The sequence below is a fragment of the Chryseobacterium sp. SIMBA_028 genome (genome assembly GCF_046535285.1).
Taxonomy (GTDB): Bacteria; Bacteroidota; Bacteroidia; order Flavobacteriales; family Weeksellaceae; genus Chryseobacterium.
The window spans coordinates 112,039-135,198 of the sequence record NZ_JAWRWZ010000010.1; the positions used below are offsets into that span (position 1 = coordinate 112,039).

Consider the following 23,160-nt stretch of genomic DNA (forward strand, 5'->3'; position numbering starts at 1 on the left):
AAAGCCTTGCAAAATTTCATTTACAAGGCTATGTACAAGATTATTTCTATTATTGATTCAATGCTGTAAGCGCTGCATCATAATTAGGTTCGTTTGCAATTTCTGAAACCTGTTCTGTATAAATTACTTTATTGTTTTCATCCGTAACAATTACGGCACGGCTTAATAATCCTTTCAAAGGAGAATCTGTAATCGTCACTTCGTAATCATCACCAAAGCTGCTTCTGAAGTCAGAAAGAGTCTCTACATTGTTCAATCCTTCTGCTGCACAGAATCTTCCTAATGCAAACGGAAGGTCCTTGGAAACATTAATAACTACTGTATTATTCAGTTTTGAAGCTTCTTCATTAAATTTTCTGCTAGAAGCGGCACAAGTAGGAGTATCGATACTTGGGAAAATGTTGAATACTTTTTTCTTTCCTGCAAAAGTGTCAAGAGTCTTTACATTTAATCCTGAATCTACCAAAGCAAAATCTTTAACTTTAGCTCCTACTGATGGTAATGTTCCTATAGTGTGTACTTCGTTTCCTTTTAAAGTGATTGTCGTTGACATAATATTTATTTTTTTAGTTTTTCAAATTTAATCAAAAATAGATTTTTTTTCTGTGTAATTAAGGTTAAATTAATCTTAAAGTGAAAAATCTAGGCATAGTATTCATCCCAAAATTTAAATTTTAACTAAATTTGTAGGACTTAAAATTTCAAATAACAAATAACAGTATAATGTCAGAAAAATCAAAAATTTACTACACGTTAACGGATGAAGCTCCAATGCTGGCTACCCACTCGTTTTTACCAATTGTAAAAGCTTTCACTAAATCAGCAAATATTGAGATCGCTGTTCCAGATATTTCTTTGGCAGGAAGAATTTTAGCTAACTTTCCTGAGTTTTTAAAGGATGACCAAAAAATTGGTGATGCTTTGGCTGAATTAGGAGAATTGGCAACTAAGCCTGAAGCTAATATCATCAAATTACCAAATATTTCTGCTTCTGTTCCTCAGCTTGACGCTGCTATCGCTGAACTACAAGCTAAAGGTTTCGCAGTTCCAAATTATCCTGCAGAGCCAAAGAATGATGAAGAGAAAGCAATTAAGGCTAAATATGCAAAGGTTCTGGGAAGTGCTGTAAATCCTGTATTAAGAGAAGGGAATTCTGACAGACGTGCTCCAAAGGCTGTTAAAAACTATGCTAAAACAAACCCTCACAGAATGGGTAACTGGGCATCTGACAGCAAAACTGACGTAGCTCACATGAACAATGGTGATTTCTACGGAACAGAAAATTCTACTACATTAGAAAACGCTACACAATATAAAATCGTATTCAAAGGAAATGACGGTACTGAAACTTTACTGAAAGACTTCGCAGGTCTTCAGGCTGGTGAAGTAATCGATTCTTCTGTAATGAACTTAAATGCATTGAAGGTATTCGTTCAGGAAGCTATTGAGGAAGCTAAGAACAAAAATGTACTTCTTTCTGCGCACCTTAAAGCTACGATGATGAAAATCTCTGACCCGATCATTTTTGGAGCTATCGTAGAAACTTTCTTCAAGGATGTATTTACTAAATATGCTGAGACTTTCAAATCTTTAGATATTAACCCAAATAACGGTCTTGCTGATCTTTTTGAAAAAATCAAAGGAAATGCTCAGGAAACTGACATTAAGGCTGACATTGAAAAAGCTCTTGCTAACGGACCAAGAGTGGCAATGGTAAATTCTGACAAAGGAATTACTAACTTCCACGTACCTTCTGATATTATTGTTGATGCATCTATGGCTGCCCTTGTAAGAGGAGGAGGTAAAATGTGGAACAAGGAAGGAAATGAGGAAGACACTGTTTGTATCATTCCAGACCGTTCTTATGCTGGTTTCTATCAGTCTGTAATTGATGACATGAAAGCGCACGGAAAACTAGACCCTACTACAATGGGATCTGTTCCAAACGTAGGTTTAATGGCTCAAAAAGCGGAGGAATATGGTTCACATGATAAAACTTTCCAATTATCTGCTGACGGAACTGTAGAAGTTCAGGACGAAGCTGGAAATGTTCTTCTTTCTCAAAAAGTAGAAAAGAATGACATCTTCAGAATGTGTCAGACTAAGGATGCTCCTATTCAGGACTGGGTAAAACTAGCTGTAAACAGATCTAGACTTTCTGATACTCCTGCTATCTTCTGGTTAGATAAAGATAGAGCTCACGACAGAGAGATCATCAAAAAGGTAGAAAAATATCTTGCTGATTACGATACGACAGGTCTTGACATCAGAATTCTTGATGTAAAAGATGCAATGACTGAAACTTTAAAAAGAGCAAGAGAAGGTAAGGATACAATTTCTGTTTCAGGAAATGTATTAAGAGATTACTTAACTGACCTTTTCCCAATCCTTGAGCTTGGTACTTCTGCAAAAATGCTTTCTATTGTTCCATTGATGAATGGTGGTGGCTTATTTGAAACAGGTGCCGGAGGTTCTGCTCCAAAACACGTTGAGCAATTCCTTGAAGAAGGGTACCTAAGATGGGATTCTCTTGGGGAATTCTTAGCACTACAGGCTTCTTTAGAGCATTTAGCTCAAACCCAAGGAAATACAAAATCTCAGGTTTTAGCTGACGCATTGGATGAAGCAAACGCTAAGTTCTTGGCTACAGATAAATCTCCTGCAAGAAAAGTAGGTCAGATTGATAACAGAGGTTCTCACTTCTATTTAGCAATGTATTGGGCTGAGGCTCTGGCTAGCCAAACTGCTGATACTGAATTAGCAGCTCAGTTTGCTCCGGTTGCACAAGCAATGCAGGAAAATGAAGAAGTAATTAATGCAGAATTAATTGGTGCTCAAGGCAAACCTCAAAACATTGATGGTTATTACAAAACTGATACTTATAAAACGTATTCAGCAATGAGACCAAGCACAGTCTTAAATGAAATTGTTGACTCAATTTAATTTCTGATACTAGTATAAATGAAAAGCTCCTTTTGTAAGGAGCTTTTTTATTTTAAAAATGAAAGAATTGAACCATCCTGTCCGGTCTTTAATTTGTCATCCGATACCTAATTCATAAAACTCTCCGGAATCCATTCAAATGCACCGGCTTTCTTTTTTGCAAAGCCTAATCCCGGCCATGGCAAGTGACAGGCAAATGCTCTGGTTTTAGTATCCGCCAATTGTTGGAGAAGCTTCTTTCTTGAAGCTGTAGCAATATCCAGATCTGTATCACCGGAAAATCCCCATTCAGGGTGAGGAAAAAGAATAACATCAGAATGAATGAGGTCAGCAATATAGATGAGTTTTTCATTCCCCGAAGATATTGTGGTAACCGTTAATCCAGGAGTATGCCCCGGAGCCAGCTGAAAACTGAAACAATCATACAATGGATTGTTGAAGTCATAGAACTTCAACTTGGGCTTAATGACTTTTAATATATTTTGGAGTGCCGGAATAATCTGACCAAGCAATTCCGGTTTAGACTTCAAGGCACTATTATTAAAATCTTTAATGGAGGCATTCATCCAGAAATCATATTCAGTTTTTGAAATGAAAATGGCTGCATTCGGGAAAACAAGAGTGTTTTGCTTATCTACTACTCCTCCAATATGATCAGGGTGTGCATGAGAAATAAAAACATCAGTAATATCTTTTGCCGAGAAACCTGCCTTTTGGAGGCTTTTCAACAAAAATCCAGATCTTTCATCAGCAAAAATTCCCATTCCTGTATCCAGTAAAATCAATCTGTTCTTTGTTTTAACCAGTAGAAAATTCAGGGCCATATCAATATAATCTTCCGATCTAAAATGATCTTTAAGAATGGTTTTCAATTCTGAAACTTTTCCTCGTGGAGCAAATGAATTTAAATCTGTTTCATGGATATATCCGCCTGTAAGGACAAACAATTCCAACTCTCCCAATTTTATTTTTTTAAAACCGGATAAATCATCTTCAAGGTTTTCCGAATCCGTCTTTGTGTCTGCAAAAACATTAGAAAAGGGAACAAAACTCAATGCTCCCGCCAATAAACCGTTTTTTAATAAGTCTCTTCTATTCATATTGTAATGTGGTGTTTTTCAATTTGTATATCCAACAAAAAAATGAGTTTCTGTAATTCAGAAACCCAGTTTGAGTAGAATCTTTAGTTGTTTACTAATTTCATAGAGCCTTCGCTGTATCTATCTCCTACATTTGGATATTTTTTCAGAATGGCATCAATGGTGTCCAAGTCGGATTGGGAAAAATCAATAGTAGCGGCTGCAATATTTTCTTCCAGATACTTGATTCGTTTGGTTCCCGGAATTGGAATAATATCATCTCCTTGGTTCAGTACCCAAGCCAATGCCAATTGAGTCCCTTTCACGCCTTTGGAAGCTGCAAAATCATTAATTTCATTAGCCAGCTTAGTGTTATTCTCCAGATATTCCTGTTGATAACGAGGTAATGATTTTCTGAAATCATCATCTCCAAGGTTTTGTACTTCATTGATATTCGCAAAAAGACCTCTTGCCAGTGGTGAATATGGCACCAAAGAAATTCCTAATTCTCTGATGGTTGGCAATATTTCACTTTCAACATCCTTGGTAAGGATAGAATATTCTGATTGTAAAGCAGTAATTGGGTGAATTTTATTGGCTTTTCTTATTGATTCTGCTGAGGCTTCAGATAGACCGATATATTTTACTTTTCCGGCTTTTACCAATTCAGCCATTGCTCCTACTGTTTCTTCTACAGGTACATTGGGATCAACTCTGTGTGCATAATACAAGTCTATGGTATCTATTTTTAATCTTTGAAGACTTAAATCCACTGCTTGTTTAATCCATTCCGGGGAGCCGTCAAAATAGGTACCCGGAGCACCACTATGGCTGGCTTTCCCATCTTTAAACCTGAATCCAAATTTAGTTGCAATAAAAATCTTATCTCTGTTGGGAATTAAGACCTTGGAGATCAGCTTTTCATTTTCTCCGTTGGCATACATATCTGCAGTATCCCAAAAGTTAACACCTAAATCTAATGCTCGATGTAAGGTATTGATACTTTCCTGTTCATCTGCGGGCCCATAGGCAAAGCTCATTCCCATACAACCTAATCCAATAGCAGAAAGCTGCTCTCCTGTATTTCCTAATTTTCTAAATTTCATGATGGTTTTGATTTTAATTTTACAAGACAAAATTAGAGTATACAGCATCTATCTTTGGTATAGAATTCAAACCAAGAACTATAAAATTCAAACAAGGTTCATTCTAAGGGCATTGGGGGTTACTCCAGTTTGTTTTTTAAAGTAATTGGTAAAATAAGCCGGTTCTTCAAAGCCCAATCCATACGCTATTTCAGCAACATTCCAATCTGTGTGAGTCAACAGGGCATTGGCTTCCTGAATAATTCGTCCTGTAATCTGCTGACTCGTGGTTTTTCCTGTAATCTCTTTCACTGAACGGTTTAAAGAGTTGACATGAATGGAAAGACTCTGTGCATAATCATTCGGAGTTTTTAGCTTTAAAAATGCCTCCGGACTATCAATCGGAAATTGTCTTTCCAGCAGTTCCATAAATAAAGAAGCAACTCTTTGTGATGCATTTTGATAAGGCTCAAAGGTTTCTGCCGGATGCATTCTCATCGTCTCATGAATCATCAGATGGAGATAGGCTCTAAGCATATCATATTTATGAATGTAATCCGACTGAATTTCTGTCATCATTTTGGTATACAAATCCGAAAGTATTTCCTGCTGCATTTCTTCTACAAAAAAAACCGGAGTTCCGCCAATCTTAAAAAGCGGAGAATCCTGAAGATTTCCCAAACGGCTTCCATTTTGCAAAAACTGTTCTGTAAAAAGGCAAAACCAGCCTTTCTGATCTTCATCATCAGCCTCCCAGGAGTAAGGAACAATAGGATTTGAAAACAACAATGCAGGGCGATCTACCTGAATCCACTTATCAGCATAATGAAGCTTTCCCTTTCCTATAATTAATGAAATTTTGTAGTAATCTCTCCTGCTATAAGGAGATAACAGAGAGCAGAATTCCCTTGAAAAAACATTAAAATGTCCCATCCCGTTTGTTCCGATACATTGCAATCCCTGATCAGGAGCATTTCGTTCATAAAAACCGCTTAATGATTCTGTTGATTCCATCTATCAAAGTTATAAAATTCAAACAAATTAAATTATAAAATTATTTTTTAACACTTATATTTCAATACTAATTTTACCCATAAAAAAGACTGACACGAATGCCAGTCAATTTAATAGTGAATATATAGAGTTGATAATGGTCTAATCCCAATCGCCATGGTGCCCATGATGCTTATTTTGTTTTTTATAATACTTGGAACGTTCTTTATAGTATTTCTCTTGCTGCTTACGGTATTTTTTATAGTCGTTCTTATTTCTTCCGTATACAATTACAGGATTTTGTCCTTTATAATATCTCTTCTTAAAAATGATGTATTTTTCTCTTCCCAGAATTCTTTCCAGCTCTGAATATCGATCTCCTCTCCATCTTCCGGGATCTACAACATACGCCCTGTTCCAGGAATCATAATCACGATATCTGTCATTCAATACATAAATTTGTTTAGTCTGCACACTCGAAAGCACTAAATCTGTGATTACATTTTGCCAGTTAACATCTGTAATGCTTCTCCTGTAATCATTATAATAATCTGATTGGGCATAGCTCATACTAAATGTCCCAATCAAAAATAAGGTTAACAATAACTTTTTCATTTCATTCCTCTTTTAAATTAAACATGATGACCTAGTCAATTAAAGTGCCAATAATTAAAAGGAATTGCCAATAATTGTTAACAAAAAGTATAAATAACTGATTATCTTTTAAATAATTTTATAAATTATTTATTTTATCCGTTGAATAAATTCCGCTTATCATTTTTTTGACTTCTTAAACAGTCGGGATAAGGGCTCTAATTTTCTATGCTCAAGATGCTTATTTTGAAATCTTTAGTTTTGTGATATTGCCGGGTGATCTTCATTACTACATCTGAGCAGGGTAAAGACCACTCCTATAGCTATTGAAGTTTAATAATAAAAAAAACTTAGCTCTACCCTAATTTTTAAATCTTTTAGTTTTCATTAGTATATCTATAAAATTCGTTAAGATTCCCAAAAACTATCATTTCATATCAATTAATTTTGTAATTTTAATGGAGAGAAGGTTTTCGGAAGTTCCTTAAATTATTTTTTAATCAACCAAATCTTAGTAATTATGGAAAGTATAAAGTTTATGGTATCTCCATATCAGGATGAATTGCAGCTACTCATTGATGGGCAAAAAGCAGGTTATATGTCCATAAAGGTTGATGGAAGACTGCTCATTGTTTATTACACCAAGCTTGACGAGGAACGTGAGGGGAAAGGCTATGCTAAGCTTCTGCTGGATGAATTAGTACGCTATGCGGAGGAAAAAGATTTGCTTGTAGACCCTGAATGTGATTTTGTTCGTCAGCAATTTGAAAATCATCCCGCAAGGTATAAAGACATTTGGCATGCCTAATCAGTCTTCCCACCAGGCTGTAAATTGTTGATTTGAATTGTTTAGATCAACTACCTCTCCAATCATCGGAGTAAGGACATCAAGGTCTTTTTCTTTTCCAAGACTTGTTATCTTTTGTAAAGGCTCATTCCAGGGGTGAAGTGCCAGTGCAAATTTGGCAGCATGAACCGGAATAATTTTTTTAGCATTAATATCCATACTTGCCTGTATTACATCTTCCGGTAATGTATGAATATATCTCCATGCTTCTCCGTACTGTCCATTTTCAAGAATAGCATAATCAAAAGGACCATATTTTTCCCCAATCATTTTGAAATGGAAATCATAGCCGCTATCTCCACCCCAAAAGAGTTTCTTTGTGGGGGTTTCCAGTACATAGGAAGTCCAAAGAGTGTCATTCTGCCGTACTCTTCTACCGGAAAAGTGCCTTGCTGGGGTAAAGACAATTTTTATATTATTCTTCAGTTCTACTTCTGCTCCCCACTCTTCTTCAATTAGCTGATTTTCTTTATATCCCCATCTTTCCAGGTGTACCCCCGCTCCCAGTGGAACAATAGCCTTATGAGTTCGATCCTTGATGGATTGCACTGTAGGATAATCCAAATGGTCAAAATGATCGTGGGTAATTATCAAATAATCTATTTCCGGAATGTCTTCTGGTTTATAGATATCCGATCCTTTAAATGCTTTGTTAAAATATTTAAATGGCGAACCATATAAGCTCAATACCGGATCTATAAGAAAAGATACCCCATCGGTCTGTATATAATATGATGAATGACCCAACCAAATGAAAACATTAGTGTCTTTATCAAGAGCTCTCAAATCTGTATGAATAGATGGAATTCCTTTCAAGGGTTTCAGTAGCGGATGCTTTTTGCCTAAAAAGAAATCATAGGTAACTTTTGACATTTTGTAGCCCTCAGCAATAGAAGGTGTATGGCTAATATTCTGAAATTGTTTATTTCTATACAGCTTTGACTGCTTAATACGTTCCAATCTCTTTCCTTTTGGCACTCCACCAAATGGTTTCCCGTTTATCACGATAAAATAGGTTACTATCAAGAGTGTTGCAATCGTAATAATCCAATAATACATCATTAGTAGTAAAATAATCACCAAAGGTATCAACTTTTAGATTTACATGAAAATATGAGGCATCTGGCTTTATTTTTTAACTAAATTTATCATGTATATCGGAAAATTTATTATTCATTTAAGTGATGATTAATTTTAAACTCTCTATTTTAGCAGCTTAAAAACTCAAAGGTATATTGAAAAATTACTCGGCAATATTTATTCTGGCTATGCTTTCGTCATGCGCTTCCATTAGAAGACACAATGAACAGCGGGCTTCATGTATTCCTCCTGACCAGCTTAAAGAGGATGTAGACTATGCTTATGCAAAGCTACAGCAAATGCACCCTCAGTTATATTGGTACATTCCCAAACAGGAATTGGAACAGAAATTTGATAGTCTTAAGAAAACCCTTAATGAGCCCCTTACTCCGCTACAGTTTTATTTTAAGTTTCAGCCGGTAATTGCGGGCATTCGTGAAGGACATCTTTCGTTAAGAATGCCAAGAAAAAAATTCACTAAAAAGGAAATAAAAAAACTGGAGCATAAAAAGGGATTGTTTAGCCGATTTGAATATTATATTTCTAATGATCAGATGTATATTATTCAAAACAATGACTCTATTGAAAACATCCAGCCGGGAACTGAGATTTTATCCATCAACAATGTTCCTGTCTCAGACTATATAAAAAAATACAGAAGCCTGATCAGCAGTGATGGCTATAATACTACGTTTCAACCTTACTTTTTAAAGGATTTATTTTTCAACTACTACACGGCAGAAAACGGGCTTTCTGATAAGGCAGCCATTGAAACCCTTTATAAAGGAGAAAAGCATACCTATATTCTAAACAGGGAATCTAAATCTGATACCGATGTTGAAAAGGATAAGGAAATGAAGAAACGTACTGAGGATAAAAAATTGAATGACTATGTGGCTGCCAGCAATTCTTATAACCGAAGTTTTAAATTTTTGGATAAAGACAGTACCATTGCCTATATCAAAGTGAAAAGTTTTTCAAGAGAATATTCCGAGGAATTTTATAAAAAGACATTTTCAAAGATCAAAAGCGCGAAGGCAAGTTACCTCATCATAGATGTTCGTAATAATTATGGGGGTTCTCTGTATGAGATTAATAATCTGTACTCCTATTTGACAGATAAGCCTTTCACCTTGATAAAACCCTCTCAAGTGACATCGAGAGATGTTCCTTTAAGAACTAATTATTTCAGAAAAAGTACCCCGCTGGAATTTGCATTTAAAAGCATAGCTTACCCAAGTTATTTCTTTGCTCAAGCGTTTAGTACTTATACGAAAGATGGAAAGGTTTTCTATAAAATGAAAGCCGATAAGCCCACAAAACCTAATAAGGAAGCTTTCAACGGAAAGGTATTTGTACTCATTAATGGTGGAAGTTTTTCTGCTTCATCCATTATTACGGCAAAACTTAAGAATGATAAAAGAGCAACCCTTGTAGGGGAAGAAACAGGAGGTGCCAATGATGGGACAGTAGCTGGTTTTTATTCTTATCAGAAACTTCCCAATTCTGAAATAAAATTTCCTATCGGACTGCTTCTTGTACAACCCGACATTAATTTTTCAGACTCTAAAAAGGGAGTTGTTCCAGATGTAGTTATTCATGAAAGCATGCAGGATATCATTGATAAAAAAGATCCACAGCTTGACTGGATAAGGAATGAAATTTCTCGGGAAAAGACCAATTGATTATTCCTGCTTATCTATTTTGTTTGAACAGACATTGAATTATAGATTATATAAAATAAGACTCGGCGGGCTTTCAGCCCGCCGAGTCTTATTTTATGCCTTTAGTTCCTCCAAAAGAGTTTCAATATACTTGATATATCGTCCATAATAGCGATAAAACCAAAATCTTCCGCATACGAAAAGCAAGAATAATCCTCCTATCACAGAACCTATTAATATGAGCGCAATTTTCACCTCTCCCAGAGGTTTTGGCCAGGGTATAAATTCTAATACAATAAGCATTTCGCATACGATAAACGGAGCAAAGCTAATGTAATAAGACAGATAGTACTGCTTATTCAGATTGAGCTGATTAACAAGATCCTTTAAAGATTCGTACGTTTTAAGCTCCGTATTGCTGATATCGTTATATAGCTTAAAAAATTTACTAAAAAAGAAAATGGTAACAATAAGCATTGAAGCAACCAAAACGGTTATGTACAGCTGGAACTTAAAGGGTTTACATAGTGAGCAAACCATAAATGCAAAAACAAAGATAGCAATGACCCACCAAAATTCTGCACGCATATTCTTTCGTACTTTTTCAAGAGGAAGATTAATTTTATTTTTTTGTTCTATGCTTATTTCCGGAGTCTTATCTACAATATCTTCGTTCCAGGCATTTTTCAATTCATCTATATTCATTGGATTAGTGATTTAATGTTGGTTAATTTTATGTTGGTTTAAGATATCTTTAAGTTTATTTTTTGCACGGTTCATTTTTACTCTTACGTTCCCCTCAGAGATTCCTATTTCCTCGGCAATCTGCTTTCCTGAAAAATCCTCAAGATAATAGAATATAAAGGCTTTATCAATGGGGTTCAGTTGATGGATGGCCTTATACATCTCTGCCAGGCGCTCTTCCTTATCATAGTCATAATCTTCCTGAGAGATTACATAATTAGAAAGGTCTTCATTAGCTATAAAGCTTCTTCTTTTATCTGTTTTAAGGAAAATAATGGCTGTATTTAATGCAATCACAACCAGGTAGAAAATTCACTCTGCCCTTTGAAGCTCGGATATGCTTTCCAAATCTGATAAGTGATCTCCTGAAAAAGATCGTCCTGATCATCTTTTTCAGACCTATACATTTTGGAAATCTTAAAAATGATTCCCTTATGTTTTTTAATCTTCTGGATAAACTCTTGCTCTAATGAGGTCATAGCTTGTTACTCTATAGAGTTAGTTTCTGTTAATAAAAATTGTTACAAAAAAATAGTAAGAAAAATAAAAAAGCCCGACAGAGAAGTCTGTCAGGGCTGCATAATATTGTTGTTTTTAATTCAATCTGTTTAGTGCTCTTTGCAGCGTTGTTATATTGATTAAATCCAATTTAGCTCCGATAATAATGATGATTAAAAGAACCAATGTCAGAAACAAAATAATAAAAATGTATACGGATACAAACCATATCACTGTATTCAGAATATTCCCCTTGATTCCTAATTTGTTCATAAAAAACTTCTGAGATCGCTCAAACCAGGTCTTTTTCTTTTCAGTCCTAGGCAGTACTTCCACTCCATTAAGCTCATCTATTAAAAGTATCACATCATCTATATATCTTCCATACATATAATAGATCCAGTATTTTATAATAAAGCAAACCAGCAGCAGTGTAATCAGAAAACTAATCCCGAAGATCGCCAGATTATATTCCATATCAAAATGAAAATTAATCTTAATCAAGGATAAGAGAAATGCAAGTGGAATGTAGGAAATATAATAGGAAATATAGATTTCTTTCGATATCAGCAACTGGGTTTTAAGGTTAAACAGATCATAATTGGTATTAATGCTGTTTTTTTGAAGCAATTTATAAAGCTTAAGAAAGCGGGAATAAAAGTAAACGATAAAAACAATGGTCAAAACCGTGACAAATGTTGAGATGGTCCTAATGTTAGAGTCCATAGAAGCAAATGGAAAACTGGTAAAAAGTAACGGCAATGTGACCACCATCAGCCAAAACTCGGTTTTCATATTTATTTTCAGCATTTGAAGCGGAGAATGAATCTCACGCTGTTTTTCCAGGGAAATTTCAGGGGGATCCTGCCCTGTATCTTTATTCCAAAGTTCTTTAAAGTTGTCTAACTCCATAGTGTAATCTATTAATTTGAACCCATACCTTGCTTAGCAATGATCTCCTTTAGTCTTTCCTTTGCTCTTTTAAGCTTCACTCTTGCATTCACTTCAGTAATTCCTAATTGGCAGGCAATTTCTCTTCCCGAAAAATCTTCCAAAAAGAAAAAAATCAAAGCTTTGTCAATAGGACTCAGTTGGTGAATAGCCTCATACATCATCTTCATATTCTTATCATCCGTGTCATTATAAGGTTCCTGTCTGGCATTCAGTACATCAATGTTTTGATTCTGTATAAAACTACGTTTTTTTTCACTTCGCAAAAAAACAATTGCTGTGTTGAGCGCAGTTCTGTACAGCCATGTTGAGAAATCACTCCTCTTTTGAAAATCGCCGTATGATTTCCAGGCTTGGTAAATAATCTCCTGATAGAGATCATTTTGGTCGTCCTTATTATCCATATACATTTTAGAGATCTTGAAAACAACACCTTTGTGCTTTTCAATTTTCTCTAAAAATTCTTTTTCGGGTGAAGACATGATTTACACACTAATCCATAGGCAACGTTAAAAAACGTCCCCTTATTATAACACAATACTCAATTTCCAGCTATTAAGTTAAAAAATCCTTAAAAAACAAAGGTGTTTATTAAGGATTTTTATTTTATGTTAAATACAACTTGAGATATGAACTAGAAAATATAGTCAGTACTTAAGAAGTTGGAATCATGTTCTCTCACAATGGTATTTAATAATGCTTTGTTGGATTCTGTCAGTTTTGCAGCCACTAAAGATCGAATTGAAAATGAACGGAGGGCATCAAAAACAGAAAGTGTTCCCTCTGCACTATCCTTTCTACCGGTAAACGGGAATACATCCGGACCACGCTGTGCCTGGCAATTGATATTCACGCGGCTTACCAAATTCACAAAAGGATCAATGAGTTTGGCTACCTCATGCGGATCTTCACTGAAAATACTTACCTGCATTCCATGGGAAGCATTTACCTGATAATCTATAGGCTCTTCAATATCCTCAAACGGTACAACAGGAATCACAGGACCAAACTGCTCTTCATGATACAGCTTCATATCACTGTTCACAGGATATACCACTGCCGGAAACACAAAAGATTCTTCCGTATAGCCTCCGTCTTTGTTCAAAACCGCAGCCCCTTTCGATAATGCATCATCAATACATTCTTTCAAATAAGGAGGTTTATTCACTTCCGGAAGCGGGGTAACTTTCACATCCTTTTCCCATGGCAATCCGGCTTTTAAGGCAGAAACGGCTTCACTTAACTTTGTGGTAAATTCTGCTGCAATTTCTTTCTGAACAAAGATTAGCTTGAGGGCTGTACAACGTTGTCCGTTAAAGGAAAGTGCTCCCAAAATACATTCACTCACCGCCACATCAAGATTAGCATTTTTGGTTACAATCGCCGCATTTTTAGCATCAAGACTTAAAATTGCTCTTAACCGATTAACTTTTGGATGCAGCTTTTTCAGCCCGTTAGCCACTTTACTTGATCCGATAAAGGCTAGTACGTTGACTTTTCCGCTTTCCATGATTGGGGTAATGATCTCTGAGCCTTTTCCATACAAAGTATTCACTGTGCCCTTCGGGAAAGCTTCTTTAAATGCGTTCAATAAAGGATAATGAGCCAATACGCCATGTTTTGGAAGTTTAAACAGGATTGTATTTCCCATGATCAGTGCAGGAATCAATGTAGTAAAGATCTCATTTAACGGATAATTGAATGGCCCCATGCTCAACACTACTCCAAGCGGTGCTCTTCTGATTTGCGCAATGGTTCCCTCAGCCTCCTGGAAACGAGAAGATTCTCTATCCAGATCCTTAAGCGCATCTATTGTCTGGTTGATGTAATCTACGGTACGATCAAATTCCTTGGTAGAGTCCGCCAGCGTTTTTCCGATCTCCCACATCAATAATTTAATGATCAGATCACGTTGCTGAATCATCAGGTAGACAAACTTCTGCATACATTTGATTCTTCCCTCCACAGACATCGTGGGCCATTCACCCAGGCCGTTATCATAGGCTTTTACACAGGCTTCAAGAACTTCCATTGCTTCATCAGGACCAATATTAGGAATACTTCCCAATAACTTCCTTTCCAATCCGTTTTCTGTCGGAATACAAACCGGAGAATAAATATTTTGGGTATCCCCTTTCCACTCTACTAATTCACCATTGAGAAGATAGACTTTCTGATGGATTTCAGGAACTTTGAATTCTTCGGGAATTTCGGTTTCACTTTTAAAAATATCTTGAAATGATGCATTGTTTGCTGAACTCATATTTTTAGTATTTAATAATTTGAATCTGAATTTTTGAAGAATAAAGGTAGACGTAAAAATTGATTTTAAGAATAATGATTTAATAGATTTGCTCTATTTAAAAGCTATTTGAATGAAAATTAACTCAGCTAACTGAAAAAAGAATAATTTTGCTAAAAATAAATTTCAATGTTTTCAAAAATAGTTTTCAGCACATTATTTTTCTTATCAGCGTTTAGTTTTGCTCAAAATACCAAAACAGCCAATACCGTTTTGATGAGAGGAACACCTGTACGTACGTATTCCAAATTGCCAACGCTAAATAAGCCGGCTCCGAAATTTACCCTTACAGACGTGGATATGAAAGAACAAACTTTAGATTCTTACAAAGGAAAATATGTGATTCTTAATATTTTCCCAAGTGTAGACACAGGAGTTTGTTCAGCATCTGTTCACCATTTCAATGAGGATGCAGGAAATCTTCCTAACACGGTGGTTCTTTGTATTTCTAAGGATCTACCATTTGCCCAAAAGAGATTTTGTGGGGCGGAAGGAATCAAAAATGTGGTTATGCTTTCTGACTTTCGTTCTGATTTCGGATGGAACTATGGGGTAGAAATGATAGATTCTCCTATGAAAGGTCTTCTCAGCAGAGCTGTAGTAGTGATTGATCCATCAGGAAACATTATTTATGAAGAGCAGGTACCGGATATTTCCCAAGAACCAAATTATGAAGCAGCTATTAATGCTGTAAAGGGATAAATTTCTTTCTAAAAAATAATTTAAAACCTCTGATAATATGAATGATCAGGGGTTTTTGTTTTTAGTTGTAATCACAATCACTCCATTTTTAGCTTCCTTTCCATATAATTTTATTCCTTCTTTACCCGAAAAAGAATTAATTGTCTCTATAGTATCATAGTTCAACACTCTTAGATCTTCAAGAGAAATATTTTTATTATCCAGGAAAATTAATGGTTCTGCTGCAGGCATTGAAGAGGGGGCTCCCATAGTTCTCGCTGTATAGTTCGTATCATGGATAACCGGAGAATCTCTTAACAATTCCACATGTTTTATTTCCTGAGGTTTTAGTTCTTGTGCATTTACTGTGGCTAAAGCACCAGTTGCAACCAATAATCCTAATGCCAGTTTACCCGCAATTGAAACATTTAAATTTCTACCCAGCTGATCTTCCCTGAATCTACCACATATATTTTCATCCGAATTAAAGCTACTAATCAGATTTTCATCCGAAAAGTCTGTAAAATCGTGAACGGTTTTGGAACAGACTGAACAGAATTTTCCTTTTTCATCGGAAGTCATATTCTCCCAATTCTCATGACATGGTTTAGGTATGATTAGTTTCATGTTTCCTTTTATTTATAAGGATGCTCTATTAATAAATAAGGTTGGAAAGATATTAAAACAATTCTAATTTTCAATTAGTATTTATAGGTATAGTTGGAAATCGCAAGGGCGCAAAGTTTTTTAATCTTAAAACTTTTTTAGACGCAAGAAAATCATTGATTTTCGGCAAGTGGGGACTATACTTTATTTGCTCGCAGATTGAGCGGATTAGGCGGATTTTTCACAAGCATCTGCCTACGTGAGGTTTAAAAAATATACATTGTTCGATTTTATAACAAATAAAATCTCTGCGCTTTAACGCAACCTCTTTTTTATTATCATTTTGCGCCTTTGCGAGTCCAACTATAAAAGTTTTGCCGTTCAAGAAAAAAACATTTAAGATTCTATCAGCATGCTCCCATCTTTCAAAGTCGTATACTCCTGCCCCACTTGTTCCGATACGCTTTTCAAATCATAATGATCAAATACCTGAGGAATATAAAATTTCTCATGAGCAAACAATCCATAGTGAATAGGAACCAGTTTTTTAGCATGTAATAAATGAGCTGCTGTAAAGGCTTCTTTTAGATTGAGGGAAGCGGGAACGGGACTATATTCCAATCCGATGACTTCAAAATTGACAACGACTCCATTTACCGGCAGAAATGCGTAATCTATGTTGGGGTTTTCTTTTCCAAGCTTCCAGAATTGGTTGTGCCAGATGGTATCTCCGCCATGAAATATTTTTGTAGTTGGGTCTTCCACAATCCATGAGGACTGAATTTCTCCTACTCCATCCATTGCAAATACAGGTTTAAAGGTGATATTGTTTTCTGTGAATGTTTCATCCAGATTTAATACGATCATTTGAACATCATCATCAAATTTTCTTACAAAGGGCTCTAATCCTGAGTAGATAATCAACTTTCCGTTCTTTTTTAAGCATTTTCTGATGACACTTTTGTCAAAATGGTCTAGATGTAAATGGGTAAACAAGATGTAATCTGCTTGTACATGATCTGAGAATTTCAATAGTTCTTCCACAGCTTCTCCCAAGACAGGTTTATAGTAGGAAAAATCTTCTACGGCATCTATCAGGATAGTTTTGTTTTGGGAAACAAGCTTTATGCCTGCCCAGTTTAACTTTTGTATTTCCATTTTCTTTTTTCACAAAGGAAGAGACTTATGGAAGGCTAAACAATAAACAAAAGTTAATTAATTCTCTTTCGGATTCGGCTTAATGAGATAGGAGTAATCCCGATGTAGGAAGCCAAATACTTTAATGGAATGTTCTGAATGTAGTGAGGTTTATTTTCCAGCAGATATTCGTAGAGATCCTGTGGGGTGTTTTTCAGCAGGAGCATTTCCCGCTTCATGGCAGCATTCAGTTTTCTGCTCAGATAATAGTTTTGTACGAAGCGACATTGAGGGTTAACGATAAACATTTCCTTTACCTCATCCAGGGTAATTTCCCATGCCAGCCCTTTATTGATGGATTCATAAATAGCATCAGATCCTTTTTCTTCCACGGTAAAAATATCTCCAGGAAAGTAAAACTCTGCACAGACTTCTGTATCTATGTCTGAGGTGCTATTGATATAATATTTTCGGACAAGCCCATCTTCTACAAGATAGGCTTTGTTGTCCGAGAATCTATTTTTTCTTGAAAACTCAACTTCAGCAAATTTTTCCCAAACAGGATCACCATCCTCTACATTCAGGTGTGAAAACAGTGTTTTATTAATACTTGCCAATGCTGAATCAATTATAATTTACAGTAAATTTTCATCTACAAGGTTCGGAAGGGTCACCTTTAGATTAGGCTCAGCCTCCATTGCTCTTTTAATAGCGAAAATAGCCCCTTCATTTCTTGCCCAGCTTCTTCTGGAGATTCCGTTATTCACGTCCCAGAAAAGCATAGACTTTAATCTTCTGTCTGCATCATCACTTCCGTCCAAGAGCATTCCGAAGCCTCCGTTAATTACTTCTCCCCAGCCTACTCCGCCACCATTGTGAATAGAAACCCAGGTTGCCCCACGGAAACTGTCACCAATAACATTGTGAATAGCCATATCTGCAGTAAATCTGGAACCATCATAGATATTGGAAGTTTCTCTATAAGGAGAGTCTGTTCCCGAAACATCATGATGATCTCTACCCAGTACTACAGGTCCTATTTCTCTATTTTTAATAGCTTTATTGAATGCTTCTGCAATCTTCATCCTTCCTTCTGCATCTGCATAAAGGATTCTTGCCTGAGAGCCTACAACCAGCTTGTTTTCCTGTGCTCCTTTAATCCACTGAATATTATCCTTCATCTGTTGTTGGATTTCTTCAGGGGAATTTTTAATCATTTCCTCTAATACTGTGCATGCAATATGGTCCGTTTTCTGTAAATCTTCAGGATTTCCACTTGCACATACCCAACGGAATGGTCCAAAACCATAATCAAAGCACATAGGTCCCATGATATCCTGAACATAGCTAGGATATTTGAACTCTCTTCCCAATGTTGGATTTTCTGACATTACATCTGCTCCTGCTCTGGAAGCCTCCAATAGGAAAGCATTTCCGTAATCGAAGAAGTATGTTCCTTTTTGGGTGTGTTTATTGATTGCTGCAGCGTGTCTTCTTAATGTTTCCTGAACTTTTTCCTTGAATAATTCAGGGTTCTCAGCCATCATTGCATTGGACTCCTCGAAGCTTTGCCCTGCCGGATAATATCCACCAGCCCAAGGATTATGAAGAGAGGTCTGATCTGAACCGATATCAATTCTTAAATCTTCCTGATCAAACTTTTCCCAAACTTCAACAATATTTCCAAGGTAAGCCAGGGAAACAGTTTCTTTATTTTGTTGTGCTTCTCTTACTCTTTTCACCAACTCATCAAGATTCTCATGGATCTCATTGACCCATTTCTGTTCGTGACGGATTTTCGTGATTTTTGGATTTACTTCCGCACATACGGTAACGCATCCTGCAATATTTCCTGCTTTAGGCTGAGCACCACTCATTCCTCCAAGACCAGACGTTACAAAAAGACCTCCATTTGGTTCTTTATTGATCTTTCTGAACGCGTTTAAAACCGTAATGGTAGTTCCATGAACAATTCCCTGAGGTCCGATATACATATAACTTCCCGCTGTCATTTGTCCATATTGAGTCACTCCAAGTGCGTTGAATTTCTCCCAGTCATCCGGTTTTGAATAATTTGGAATCATCATCCCGTTTGTGACCACTACTCTTGGCGCATCTTTATGAGAGGGGAATAATCCCATCGGATGTCCGGAATACATCACCAATGTCTGTTCATTGGTCATTTCAGACAAATATTTCATGGTCAACAGATACTGTGCCCAGTTAGAGAATACGGCTCCGTTTCCACCATAAGTAATTAACTCGTGAGGGTGCTGGGCAACTGCGTAATCCAAATTGTTCTGAATCATTAGCATAATCGCTTTTGCCTGCTCAGACTTCCCAGGATAATCTGCAATAGATCTCGACTTCATTTCATAATCCGGACGGAAACGATACATATAAATTCTTCCATAGTCTTCCAGCTCCTGCTTAAATTCAGGAATTAGCTCTGCATGAAACTTTGGATCGAAGTAGCGTAAAGCATTCTTTAATGCCAGCTTTTTCTCCTCCTCGCCTAAGATTTCCTTACGCTTTGGAGCATGGTTTATAGTAGTCTCGTATAATTTTGTTTGTGGCAGCTGATTGGGTATCCCCTGCTGTATCTGTTCTTGGAATGTCATATTGCTATTTAAAGTTCTATGTTTAAACAATGTTTGAAGTTTTAAAGATATTCAAATTAGGAAATATAGGCAAGTAAACAAGGGAAAATGATTGATGATAAAGCCTTAGCATTACTGTTTATTTACCATCTTTCTATTTAATACTCTATTTGAATAGATGAACCTTAATTCCCCTCTCTTGGAGGGGAATTTTGTACTTACGAATAGGTTCGTTATTCTAAATAAAAAAAACCTCACTGAAAATCAGTAAGGCAGGTATTGTAGGTATTTAAAATCTAAGTTAAAACATCATCATTTTGCTCTTCATGGTCATCTTGGTTGTCGCTAAGGCTCCAATAATTATTTTCTTCATCTTCCTCTCCTATTTCTTCCATTTTATCATCATCTTCTGCACCGGGAATATCCAGTCCTTTATCTATTTTATCATCATCTGCATATTCATCAAAAATAGGATTTCCATCGCCATCAAGCGAAATATGTTTTTCTTTTTTAAATATATCTTCGGTGGGATCATAATCCATGCGTTCCAACCTTTCGTTCTGTTCATTTATATTGTTTTCTGGTGCCATAATTTTTAGGTTTTAATGTTTATATATTCAGAACAAAAATAATTCCAAGTTGCTATGAAGGATGGGAATAAACTTCCGGATTGGCACAATGAGGCATTTGCTCCCCTTTTGAAAAGGCTATCAAATTCTCTGCAGCCAGCCTGGCCATTCCGTTTCTGGCTTCAATGGTAGCAGAACCGATATGCGGAAGAATACATACGCTTGACAACTCCAGGATTGGATCATCGGCTGACATGGGTTCAGGATTGGTCACATCAAGTCCTGCTCCCCATATTTTTCCCTCCACCAGTGCGTTGTATAAGTCTTTCTGCTGATGAAAACCTCCTCTTGCGGTATTAATAAAAATAGAATTTGGTTTCATCTTTTCAAATACTGAATGATTAAAAAGATTGGCGTGTTCAGGTGTAAAATTGGCATGAATACTCAATACATCAGAATTTTCAATTAATTCGTCAAATGAAACATAAGTTGCTGCCAGTTCTTTTTCCGCTTGTTCATTATGACTCCTGTTGTGATAAATAATCTTCATATCAAAGGCCTTTCTGGCTTTTTCGGCCATTTCAAAACCAATTCTTCCCAGTCCGAAGATTCCTAGGGTTTTCCCGTAAAGTTCTTGCCCCAGGGCGTGTAAAGGATCAAATGTATTCCAATTGCCTTCCTTTACTTTCTGAAAGTTATAACTAGCTCTTCTTGCCACCGACTGCATCAGTAGGAAAGCAACATCTGAAGTGGCTCTGCTCAACACATCCGGTGTATTGCCAATCGGAATATTTCTTTGAGAAGCCTCTTTGGTATCAACATGATCAAATCCTACGGAATACAGTGCAATGGCTTTAACATTCGGGCAGGTCTCAAAAAATGTTTTATCATATTTAAAATCACCACCGACATTTAAAATGACATCTGTATTTTGACTGTACTTCAACCATTCGTCATAAGACAGGTTCTCATTTGCAGGAAATACAATCTTTACTCCTGCTTCTTCCAACATTTTGATCCCAATTTCAGGGATCATTTTATTTATAAAGACTTTCATTGTTAATGGATTAATGAATTTAAATAAAAAAACCTCACTCGCAAAAAGTAAGGTTATTCAACTTTAATATTAAAAAAATTATTTCTTTTCATCCGAATGATTTTATTCTTCTCCGTGCCTATGCAATTTATTGAATCTACTCTCAAATATTGCTGCATTATTTTAGAGGTTAGGGACTTAAGAGTATCCAATTTTCATTCCGAAATAGGTTAAAATCATTTTAATATTGACTTATTTTTTATTGATTGGTATTTCCCAGCATAGGAACAAATTTGTAAGCTCCAAATTCTTCTTTTTCGAATTCTGTAGGTCCTATCTTTGTAAACCTGAATAAAACCTGTTCATCTGTAGGACCTAATGGAATAACCATTTTGCCTCCTACTTTCAATTGTTTTAAAAGTTCTGTAGGTAAGGTTGAAGCCCCGCAGGTTACAATAATTTTATCAAAAGGAGCAAAAGTCGGAAGTCCGGCAAAACCATCTCCAAAGCTTTGAAACTTGGGGTATAAATGAAGTTCTCTAAGCTTATTTTTTGAGAAATCAAATAGATCTTTCTGCCTTTCCACCGTATATACATGGGCTTTCATTGCCAATAAAACTGCGGTCTGGTAACCACATCCCGTTCCAATTTCCAGTACTTTTTCTCCGGCTGTTATCTGTAATAACTCAGATTGTTCCGCTACCGTTGAGGGATGAGAAATGGTTTGATGTGCCAGAATCGGGAAAGCTCTGTCTTCATAGGCAAAGTCTTCAAAAATACTTTCGATGAAAAGGTGTCTCGGAACTTCATTCATTGCCGAAAGTACATTTTCATCCGAAATACCAATTCTGTATCTAAGATATTCTACTAAATTCTTTCTTTTTCCTTTATGTACAAACGAATCCTGCATCATTATTTAAATAATAGTTATTACGGTTACCGCTATTAGTGTTACAAAAGTAACAAAACAAACCGTACTAATCAACCTAGGCATAGTCCTTTTCTCCTATTATTTCCGCAAAAAAATAAAGCAATCAAAAAATGACTGCTTTATTTTTATTTCTTAATTCCATCTTATCGGATAAGGTCCATAAAAATCGCTGAAGGTATTATCAGCACATCTTTTTCTAACAAAAAAGTTATAGTTCATTGTTTTACTTAACCCTACATAGATGGCTTTTTGACCTGCAAACACCAAATCTCCACTTGCCGGAGGAGCTGAACTTGTTGTCAAAACCGTTTCATATGCAGAAACCCCATCATTTTCCCAGGATACTGTAGCATCAAAAATAGAAGAATTCTCAGAAGAAGTTGTTTTTGAATACGTTGCATACTCTGGTTTTACACAAGTTGTTGTTTTGCTGGCCAAAACGGTAACAGGCCCCGCCCAGTTGCTCCAGCCAATATCTATTCCGCAATTTTTTCTCACATAAAGGTCATATTTATTATCTTTATATAGAGGGAGATTATAGAAATTCTTATTGGTGACAACGGTGATTCCCTTTCCTAAAGAAAAACCATGCTCCCCATACTGCACTTCATAATATCCTTCGCCCTGACTAATAATGCTCCAGGAAAGCTGGTTATTTCCTTTTTCAAAATTCAAATTTGTTGGGGTTCCACATTTAGCCTGCGGGTCATATGGACTATCTCCTATACATCCTGCAGTACATAATCCAAAGAAGAGTACAATCGAAATTAGTCTTTTCATCGTTATTTTTGAGACCGTGAATTTACTGTAATTTCTTTAA

Annotated in this window: 22 protein-coding genes and 1 pseudogene; 4 read left to right on the forward strand and 19 right to left on the reverse strand. The window is 36.1% G+C overall.

What is annotated here, in order from left to right:
• Nucleotides 1–49: 49 nt before the first annotated feature.
• A complete protein-coding gene (tpx, locus tag SCA31_RS14620) occupies nt 50–553 on the reverse strand; it encodes a thiol peroxidase (RefSeq protein WP_410697699.1) in 504 nt (167 codons plus the stop codon).
• Nucleotides 554–723: 170 nt separating this feature from the next.
• Between tpx (SCA31_RS14620) and SCA31_RS14625 the strand changes: the two genes are divergently transcribed.
• Nucleotides 724–2,943 carry an NADP-dependent isocitrate dehydrogenase gene (locus SCA31_RS14625; protein ID WP_410697700.1) on the forward strand — a complete coding sequence of 740 codons (2,220 nt, stop codon included), beginning with the start codon at nt 724–726 and terminating at the stop codon, nt 2,941–2,943.
• Nucleotides 2,944–3,050: 107 nt separating this feature from the next.
• Here the strand turns inward: SCA31_RS14625 and SCA31_RS14630 are convergent, their stop codons facing one another.
• From SCA31_RS14630 to SCA31_RS14645, 4 genes are all read right to left on the reverse strand, one after another.
• Nucleotides 3,051–4,043 carry an MBL fold metallo-hydrolase gene (locus tag SCA31_RS14630; RefSeq protein ID WP_410697701.1) on the reverse strand — a complete coding sequence of 331 codons (993 nt, stop codon included), beginning with the start codon at nt 4,041–4,043 and terminating at the stop codon, nt 3,051–3,053.
• A gap of 83 nt (nt 4,044–4,126) precedes the next feature.
• A complete protein-coding gene (locus SCA31_RS14635) occupies nt 4,127–5,128 on the reverse strand; it encodes an aldo/keto reductase (protein WP_410697702.1) in 1,002 nt (333 codons plus the stop codon).
• An 87-nt stretch (nt 5,129–5,215) separates the two neighbouring features.
• Nucleotides 5,216–6,121, reverse strand: a complete 906-nt coding sequence (locus SCA31_RS14640) for a helix-turn-helix domain-containing protein (RefSeq protein WP_410697703.1) — start codon at nt 6,119–6,121, stop codon at nt 5,216–5,218.
• A gap of 141 nt (nt 6,122–6,262) precedes the next feature.
• Nucleotides 6,263–6,715, reverse strand: coding sequence for a hypothetical protein (locus SCA31_RS14645; protein WP_410697704.1), 453 nt, complete (start codon nt 6,713–6,715; stop codon nt 6,263–6,265).
• Between the two features lie 499 nt (nt 6,716–7,214).
• Between SCA31_RS14645 and SCA31_RS14650 the strand changes: the two genes are divergently transcribed.
• Nucleotides 7,215–7,502: a GNAT family N-acetyltransferase gene (locus SCA31_RS14650; protein WP_410697705.1), complete on the forward strand. Its 288-nt coding sequence runs from the start codon at nt 7,215–7,217 to the stop codon at nt 7,500–7,502.
• On the opposite strand, the gene SCA31_RS14655 is transcribed toward SCA31_RS14650, so the two are convergent.
• Nucleotides 7,503–8,621: an MBL fold metallo-hydrolase gene (locus SCA31_RS14655; RefSeq protein ID WP_410697706.1), complete on the reverse strand. Its 1,119-nt coding sequence runs from the start codon at nt 8,619–8,621 to the stop codon at nt 7,503–7,505.
• Nucleotides 8,622–8,776: 155 nt separating this feature from the next.
• Between SCA31_RS14655 and SCA31_RS14660 the strand changes: the two genes are divergently transcribed.
• On the forward strand, nt 8,777–10,306 hold the full coding sequence (locus SCA31_RS14660) for a S41 family peptidase (protein WP_410697707.1): 1,530 nt from the start codon (nt 8,777–8,779) through the stop codon (nt 10,304–10,306).
• 93 nt (nt 10,307–10,399) lie between these two features.
• Here SCA31_RS14660 and SCA31_RS14665 read toward each other — a convergent pair whose 3' ends face one another.
• From SCA31_RS14665 to SCA31_RS14685, 5 genes and pseudogenes are all read right to left on the reverse strand, one after another.
• Nucleotides 10,400–10,990: a hypothetical protein gene (locus SCA31_RS14665; RefSeq protein ID WP_410697708.1), complete on the reverse strand. Its 591-nt coding sequence runs from the start codon at nt 10,988–10,990 to the stop codon at nt 10,400–10,402.
• 12 nt (nt 10,991–11,002) lie between these two features.
• A pseudogene (locus SCA31_RS14670) lies at nt 11,003–11,508 on the reverse strand (RNA polymerase sigma factor).
• A gap of 115 nt (nt 11,509–11,623) precedes the next feature.
• On the reverse strand, nt 11,624–12,439 hold the full coding sequence (locus SCA31_RS14675; RefSeq protein WP_410697709.1) for a hypothetical protein: 816 nt from the start codon (nt 12,437–12,439) through the stop codon (nt 11,624–11,626).
• Between the two features lie 11 nt (nt 12,440–12,450).
• Complete coding sequence (locus SCA31_RS14680) at nt 12,451–12,960, reverse strand: RNA polymerase sigma factor (protein WP_410697710.1); 510 nt, start codon at nt 12,958–12,960, stop codon at nt 12,451–12,453.
• A gap of 152 nt (nt 12,961–13,112) precedes the next feature.
• Complete coding sequence (locus SCA31_RS14685; protein ID WP_410697711.1) at nt 13,113–14,741, reverse strand: NADP-dependent glyceraldehyde-3-phosphate dehydrogenase; 1,629 nt, start codon at nt 14,739–14,741, stop codon at nt 13,113–13,115.
• Nucleotides 14,742–14,909: 168 nt separating this feature from the next.
• Here SCA31_RS14685 and tpx (SCA31_RS14690) point away from each other — a divergent pair, with 168 nt between their 5' ends.
• Nucleotides 14,910–15,482 (forward strand): thiol peroxidase, encoded by a 573-nt coding sequence (gene tpx, locus SCA31_RS14690; RefSeq protein ID WP_410697712.1) that lies wholly within the window; start codon nt 14,910–14,912, stop codon nt 15,480–15,482.
• 45 nt (nt 15,483–15,527) lie between these two features.
• Here the strand turns inward: tpx (SCA31_RS14690) and SCA31_RS14695 are convergent, their stop codons facing one another.
• The 8 genes from SCA31_RS14695 to SCA31_RS14730 all read right to left on the reverse strand — a co-directional run bounded on the left by SCA31_RS14695 (nt 15,528) and on the right by SCA31_RS14730 (nt 23,120).
• On the reverse strand, nt 15,528–16,088 hold the full coding sequence (locus SCA31_RS14695; protein WP_410697713.1) for a hypothetical protein: 561 nt from the start codon (nt 16,086–16,088) through the stop codon (nt 15,528–15,530).
• A gap of 375 nt (nt 16,089–16,463) precedes the next feature.
• Nucleotides 16,464–17,225 carry an MBL fold metallo-hydrolase gene (locus SCA31_RS14700; protein WP_410697714.1) on the reverse strand — a complete coding sequence of 254 codons (762 nt, stop codon included), beginning with the start codon at nt 17,223–17,225 and terminating at the stop codon, nt 16,464–16,466.
• 53 nt (nt 17,226–17,278) lie between these two features.
• On the reverse strand, nt 17,279–17,821 hold the full coding sequence (locus SCA31_RS14705; RefSeq protein WP_410697715.1) for a Crp/Fnr family transcriptional regulator: 543 nt from the start codon (nt 17,819–17,821) through the stop codon (nt 17,279–17,281).
• 18 nt (nt 17,822–17,839) lie between these two features.
• Entirely contained in the window at nt 17,840–19,825 is a 1,986-nt protein-coding gene (locus SCA31_RS14710; RefSeq protein WP_410697716.1) for a urocanate hydratase, read from the reverse strand.
• Nucleotides 19,826–20,100: 275 nt separating this feature from the next.
• Complete coding sequence (locus SCA31_RS14715) at nt 20,101–20,394, reverse strand: hypothetical protein (protein ID WP_410697717.1); 294 nt, start codon at nt 20,392–20,394, stop codon at nt 20,101–20,103.
• Between the two features lie 52 nt (nt 20,395–20,446).
• Nucleotides 20,447–21,430, reverse strand: a complete 984-nt coding sequence (locus tag SCA31_RS14720) for a 2-hydroxyacid dehydrogenase (RefSeq protein WP_410697718.1) — start codon at nt 21,428–21,430, stop codon at nt 20,447–20,449.
• 238 nt (nt 21,431–21,668) lie between these two features.
• Nucleotides 21,669–22,319, reverse strand: a complete 651-nt coding sequence (locus SCA31_RS14725; RefSeq protein WP_410697811.1) for a protein-L-isoaspartate(D-aspartate) O-methyltransferase — start codon at nt 22,317–22,319, stop codon at nt 21,669–21,671.
• A 153-nt stretch (nt 22,320–22,472) separates the two neighbouring features.
• A complete protein-coding gene (locus tag SCA31_RS14730) occupies nt 22,473–23,120 on the reverse strand; it encodes a hypothetical protein (RefSeq protein ID WP_410697719.1) in 648 nt (215 codons plus the stop codon).
• Nucleotides 23,121–23,160 lie beyond the last annotated feature (40 nt).

Excerpts from the sequence above, each read along its gene's own strand:
- SCA31_RS14630 (WP_410697701.1), bottom strand. The coding sequence starts at position 4,043 with ATGAATAGAAGAGACTTATTAAAAAACGGTTTATTGGCGGGAGCATTG.
- SCA31_RS14725 (WP_410697811.1), bottom strand. The coding sequence starts at position 22,319 with ATGCAGGATTCGTTTGTACATAAAGGAAAAAGAAAGAATTTAGTAGAA.
- SCA31_RS14685 (WP_410697711.1), bottom strand. The coding sequence starts at position 14,741 with ATGAGTTCAGCAAACAATGCATCATTTCAAGATATTTTTAAAAGTGAA.
- SCA31_RS14635 (WP_410697702.1), bottom strand. The coding sequence starts at position 5,128 with ATGAAATTTAGAAAATTAGGAAATACAGGAGAGCAGCTTTCTGCTATT.
- SCA31_RS14675 (WP_410697709.1), bottom strand. The coding sequence starts at position 12,439 with ATGGAGTTAGACAACTTTAAAGAACTTTGGAATAAAGATACAGGGCAG.
- SCA31_RS14625 (WP_410697700.1), top strand. The coding sequence starts at position 724 with ATGTCAGAAAAATCAAAAATTTACTACACGTTAACGGATGAAGCTCCA.
- SCA31_RS14665 (WP_410697708.1), bottom strand. The coding sequence starts at position 10,990 with ATGAATATAGATGAATTGAAAAATGCCTGGAACGAAGATATTGTAGAT.
- SCA31_RS14715 (WP_410697717.1), bottom strand. The coding sequence starts at position 20,394 with ATGGCACCAGAAAACAATATAAATGAACAGAACGAAAGGTTGGAACGC.
- tpx (WP_410697712.1), top strand. The coding sequence starts at position 14,910 with ATGTTTTCAAAAATAGTTTTCAGCACATTATTTTTCTTATCAGCGTTT.
- SCA31_RS14695 (WP_410697713.1), bottom strand. The coding sequence starts at position 16,088 with ATGAAACTAATCATACCTAAACCATGTCATGAGAATTGGGAGAATATG.
- SCA31_RS14645 (WP_410697704.1), bottom strand. The coding sequence starts at position 6,715 with ATGAAAAAGTTATTGTTAACCTTATTTTTGATTGGGACATTTAGTATG.
- SCA31_RS14700 (WP_410697714.1), bottom strand. The coding sequence starts at position 17,225 with ATGGAAATACAAAAGTTAAACTGGGCAGGCATAAAGCTTGTTTCCCAA.
- SCA31_RS14730 (WP_410697719.1), bottom strand. The coding sequence starts at position 23,120 with ATGAAAAGACTAATTTCGATTGTACTCTTCTTTGGATTATGTACTGCA.
- SCA31_RS14650 (WP_410697705.1), top strand. The coding sequence starts at position 7,215 with ATGGAAAGTATAAAGTTTATGGTATCTCCATATCAGGATGAATTGCAG.
- SCA31_RS14720 (WP_410697718.1), bottom strand. The coding sequence starts at position 21,430 with ATGAAAGTCTTTATAAATAAAATGATCCCTGAAATTGGGATCAAAATG.
- SCA31_RS14710 (WP_410697716.1), bottom strand. The coding sequence starts at position 19,825 with ATGACATTCCAAGAACAGATACAGCAGGGGATACCCAATCAGCTGCCA.
- tpx (WP_410697699.1), bottom strand. The coding sequence starts at position 553 with ATGTCAACGACAATCACTTTAAAAGGAAACGAAGTACACACTATAGGA.
- SCA31_RS14680 (WP_410697710.1), bottom strand. The coding sequence starts at position 12,960 with ATGTCTTCACCCGAAAAAGAATTTTTAGAGAAAATTGAAAAGCACAAA.
- SCA31_RS14640 (WP_410697703.1), bottom strand. The coding sequence starts at position 6,121 with ATGGAATCAACAGAATCATTAAGCGGTTTTTATGAACGAAATGCTCCT.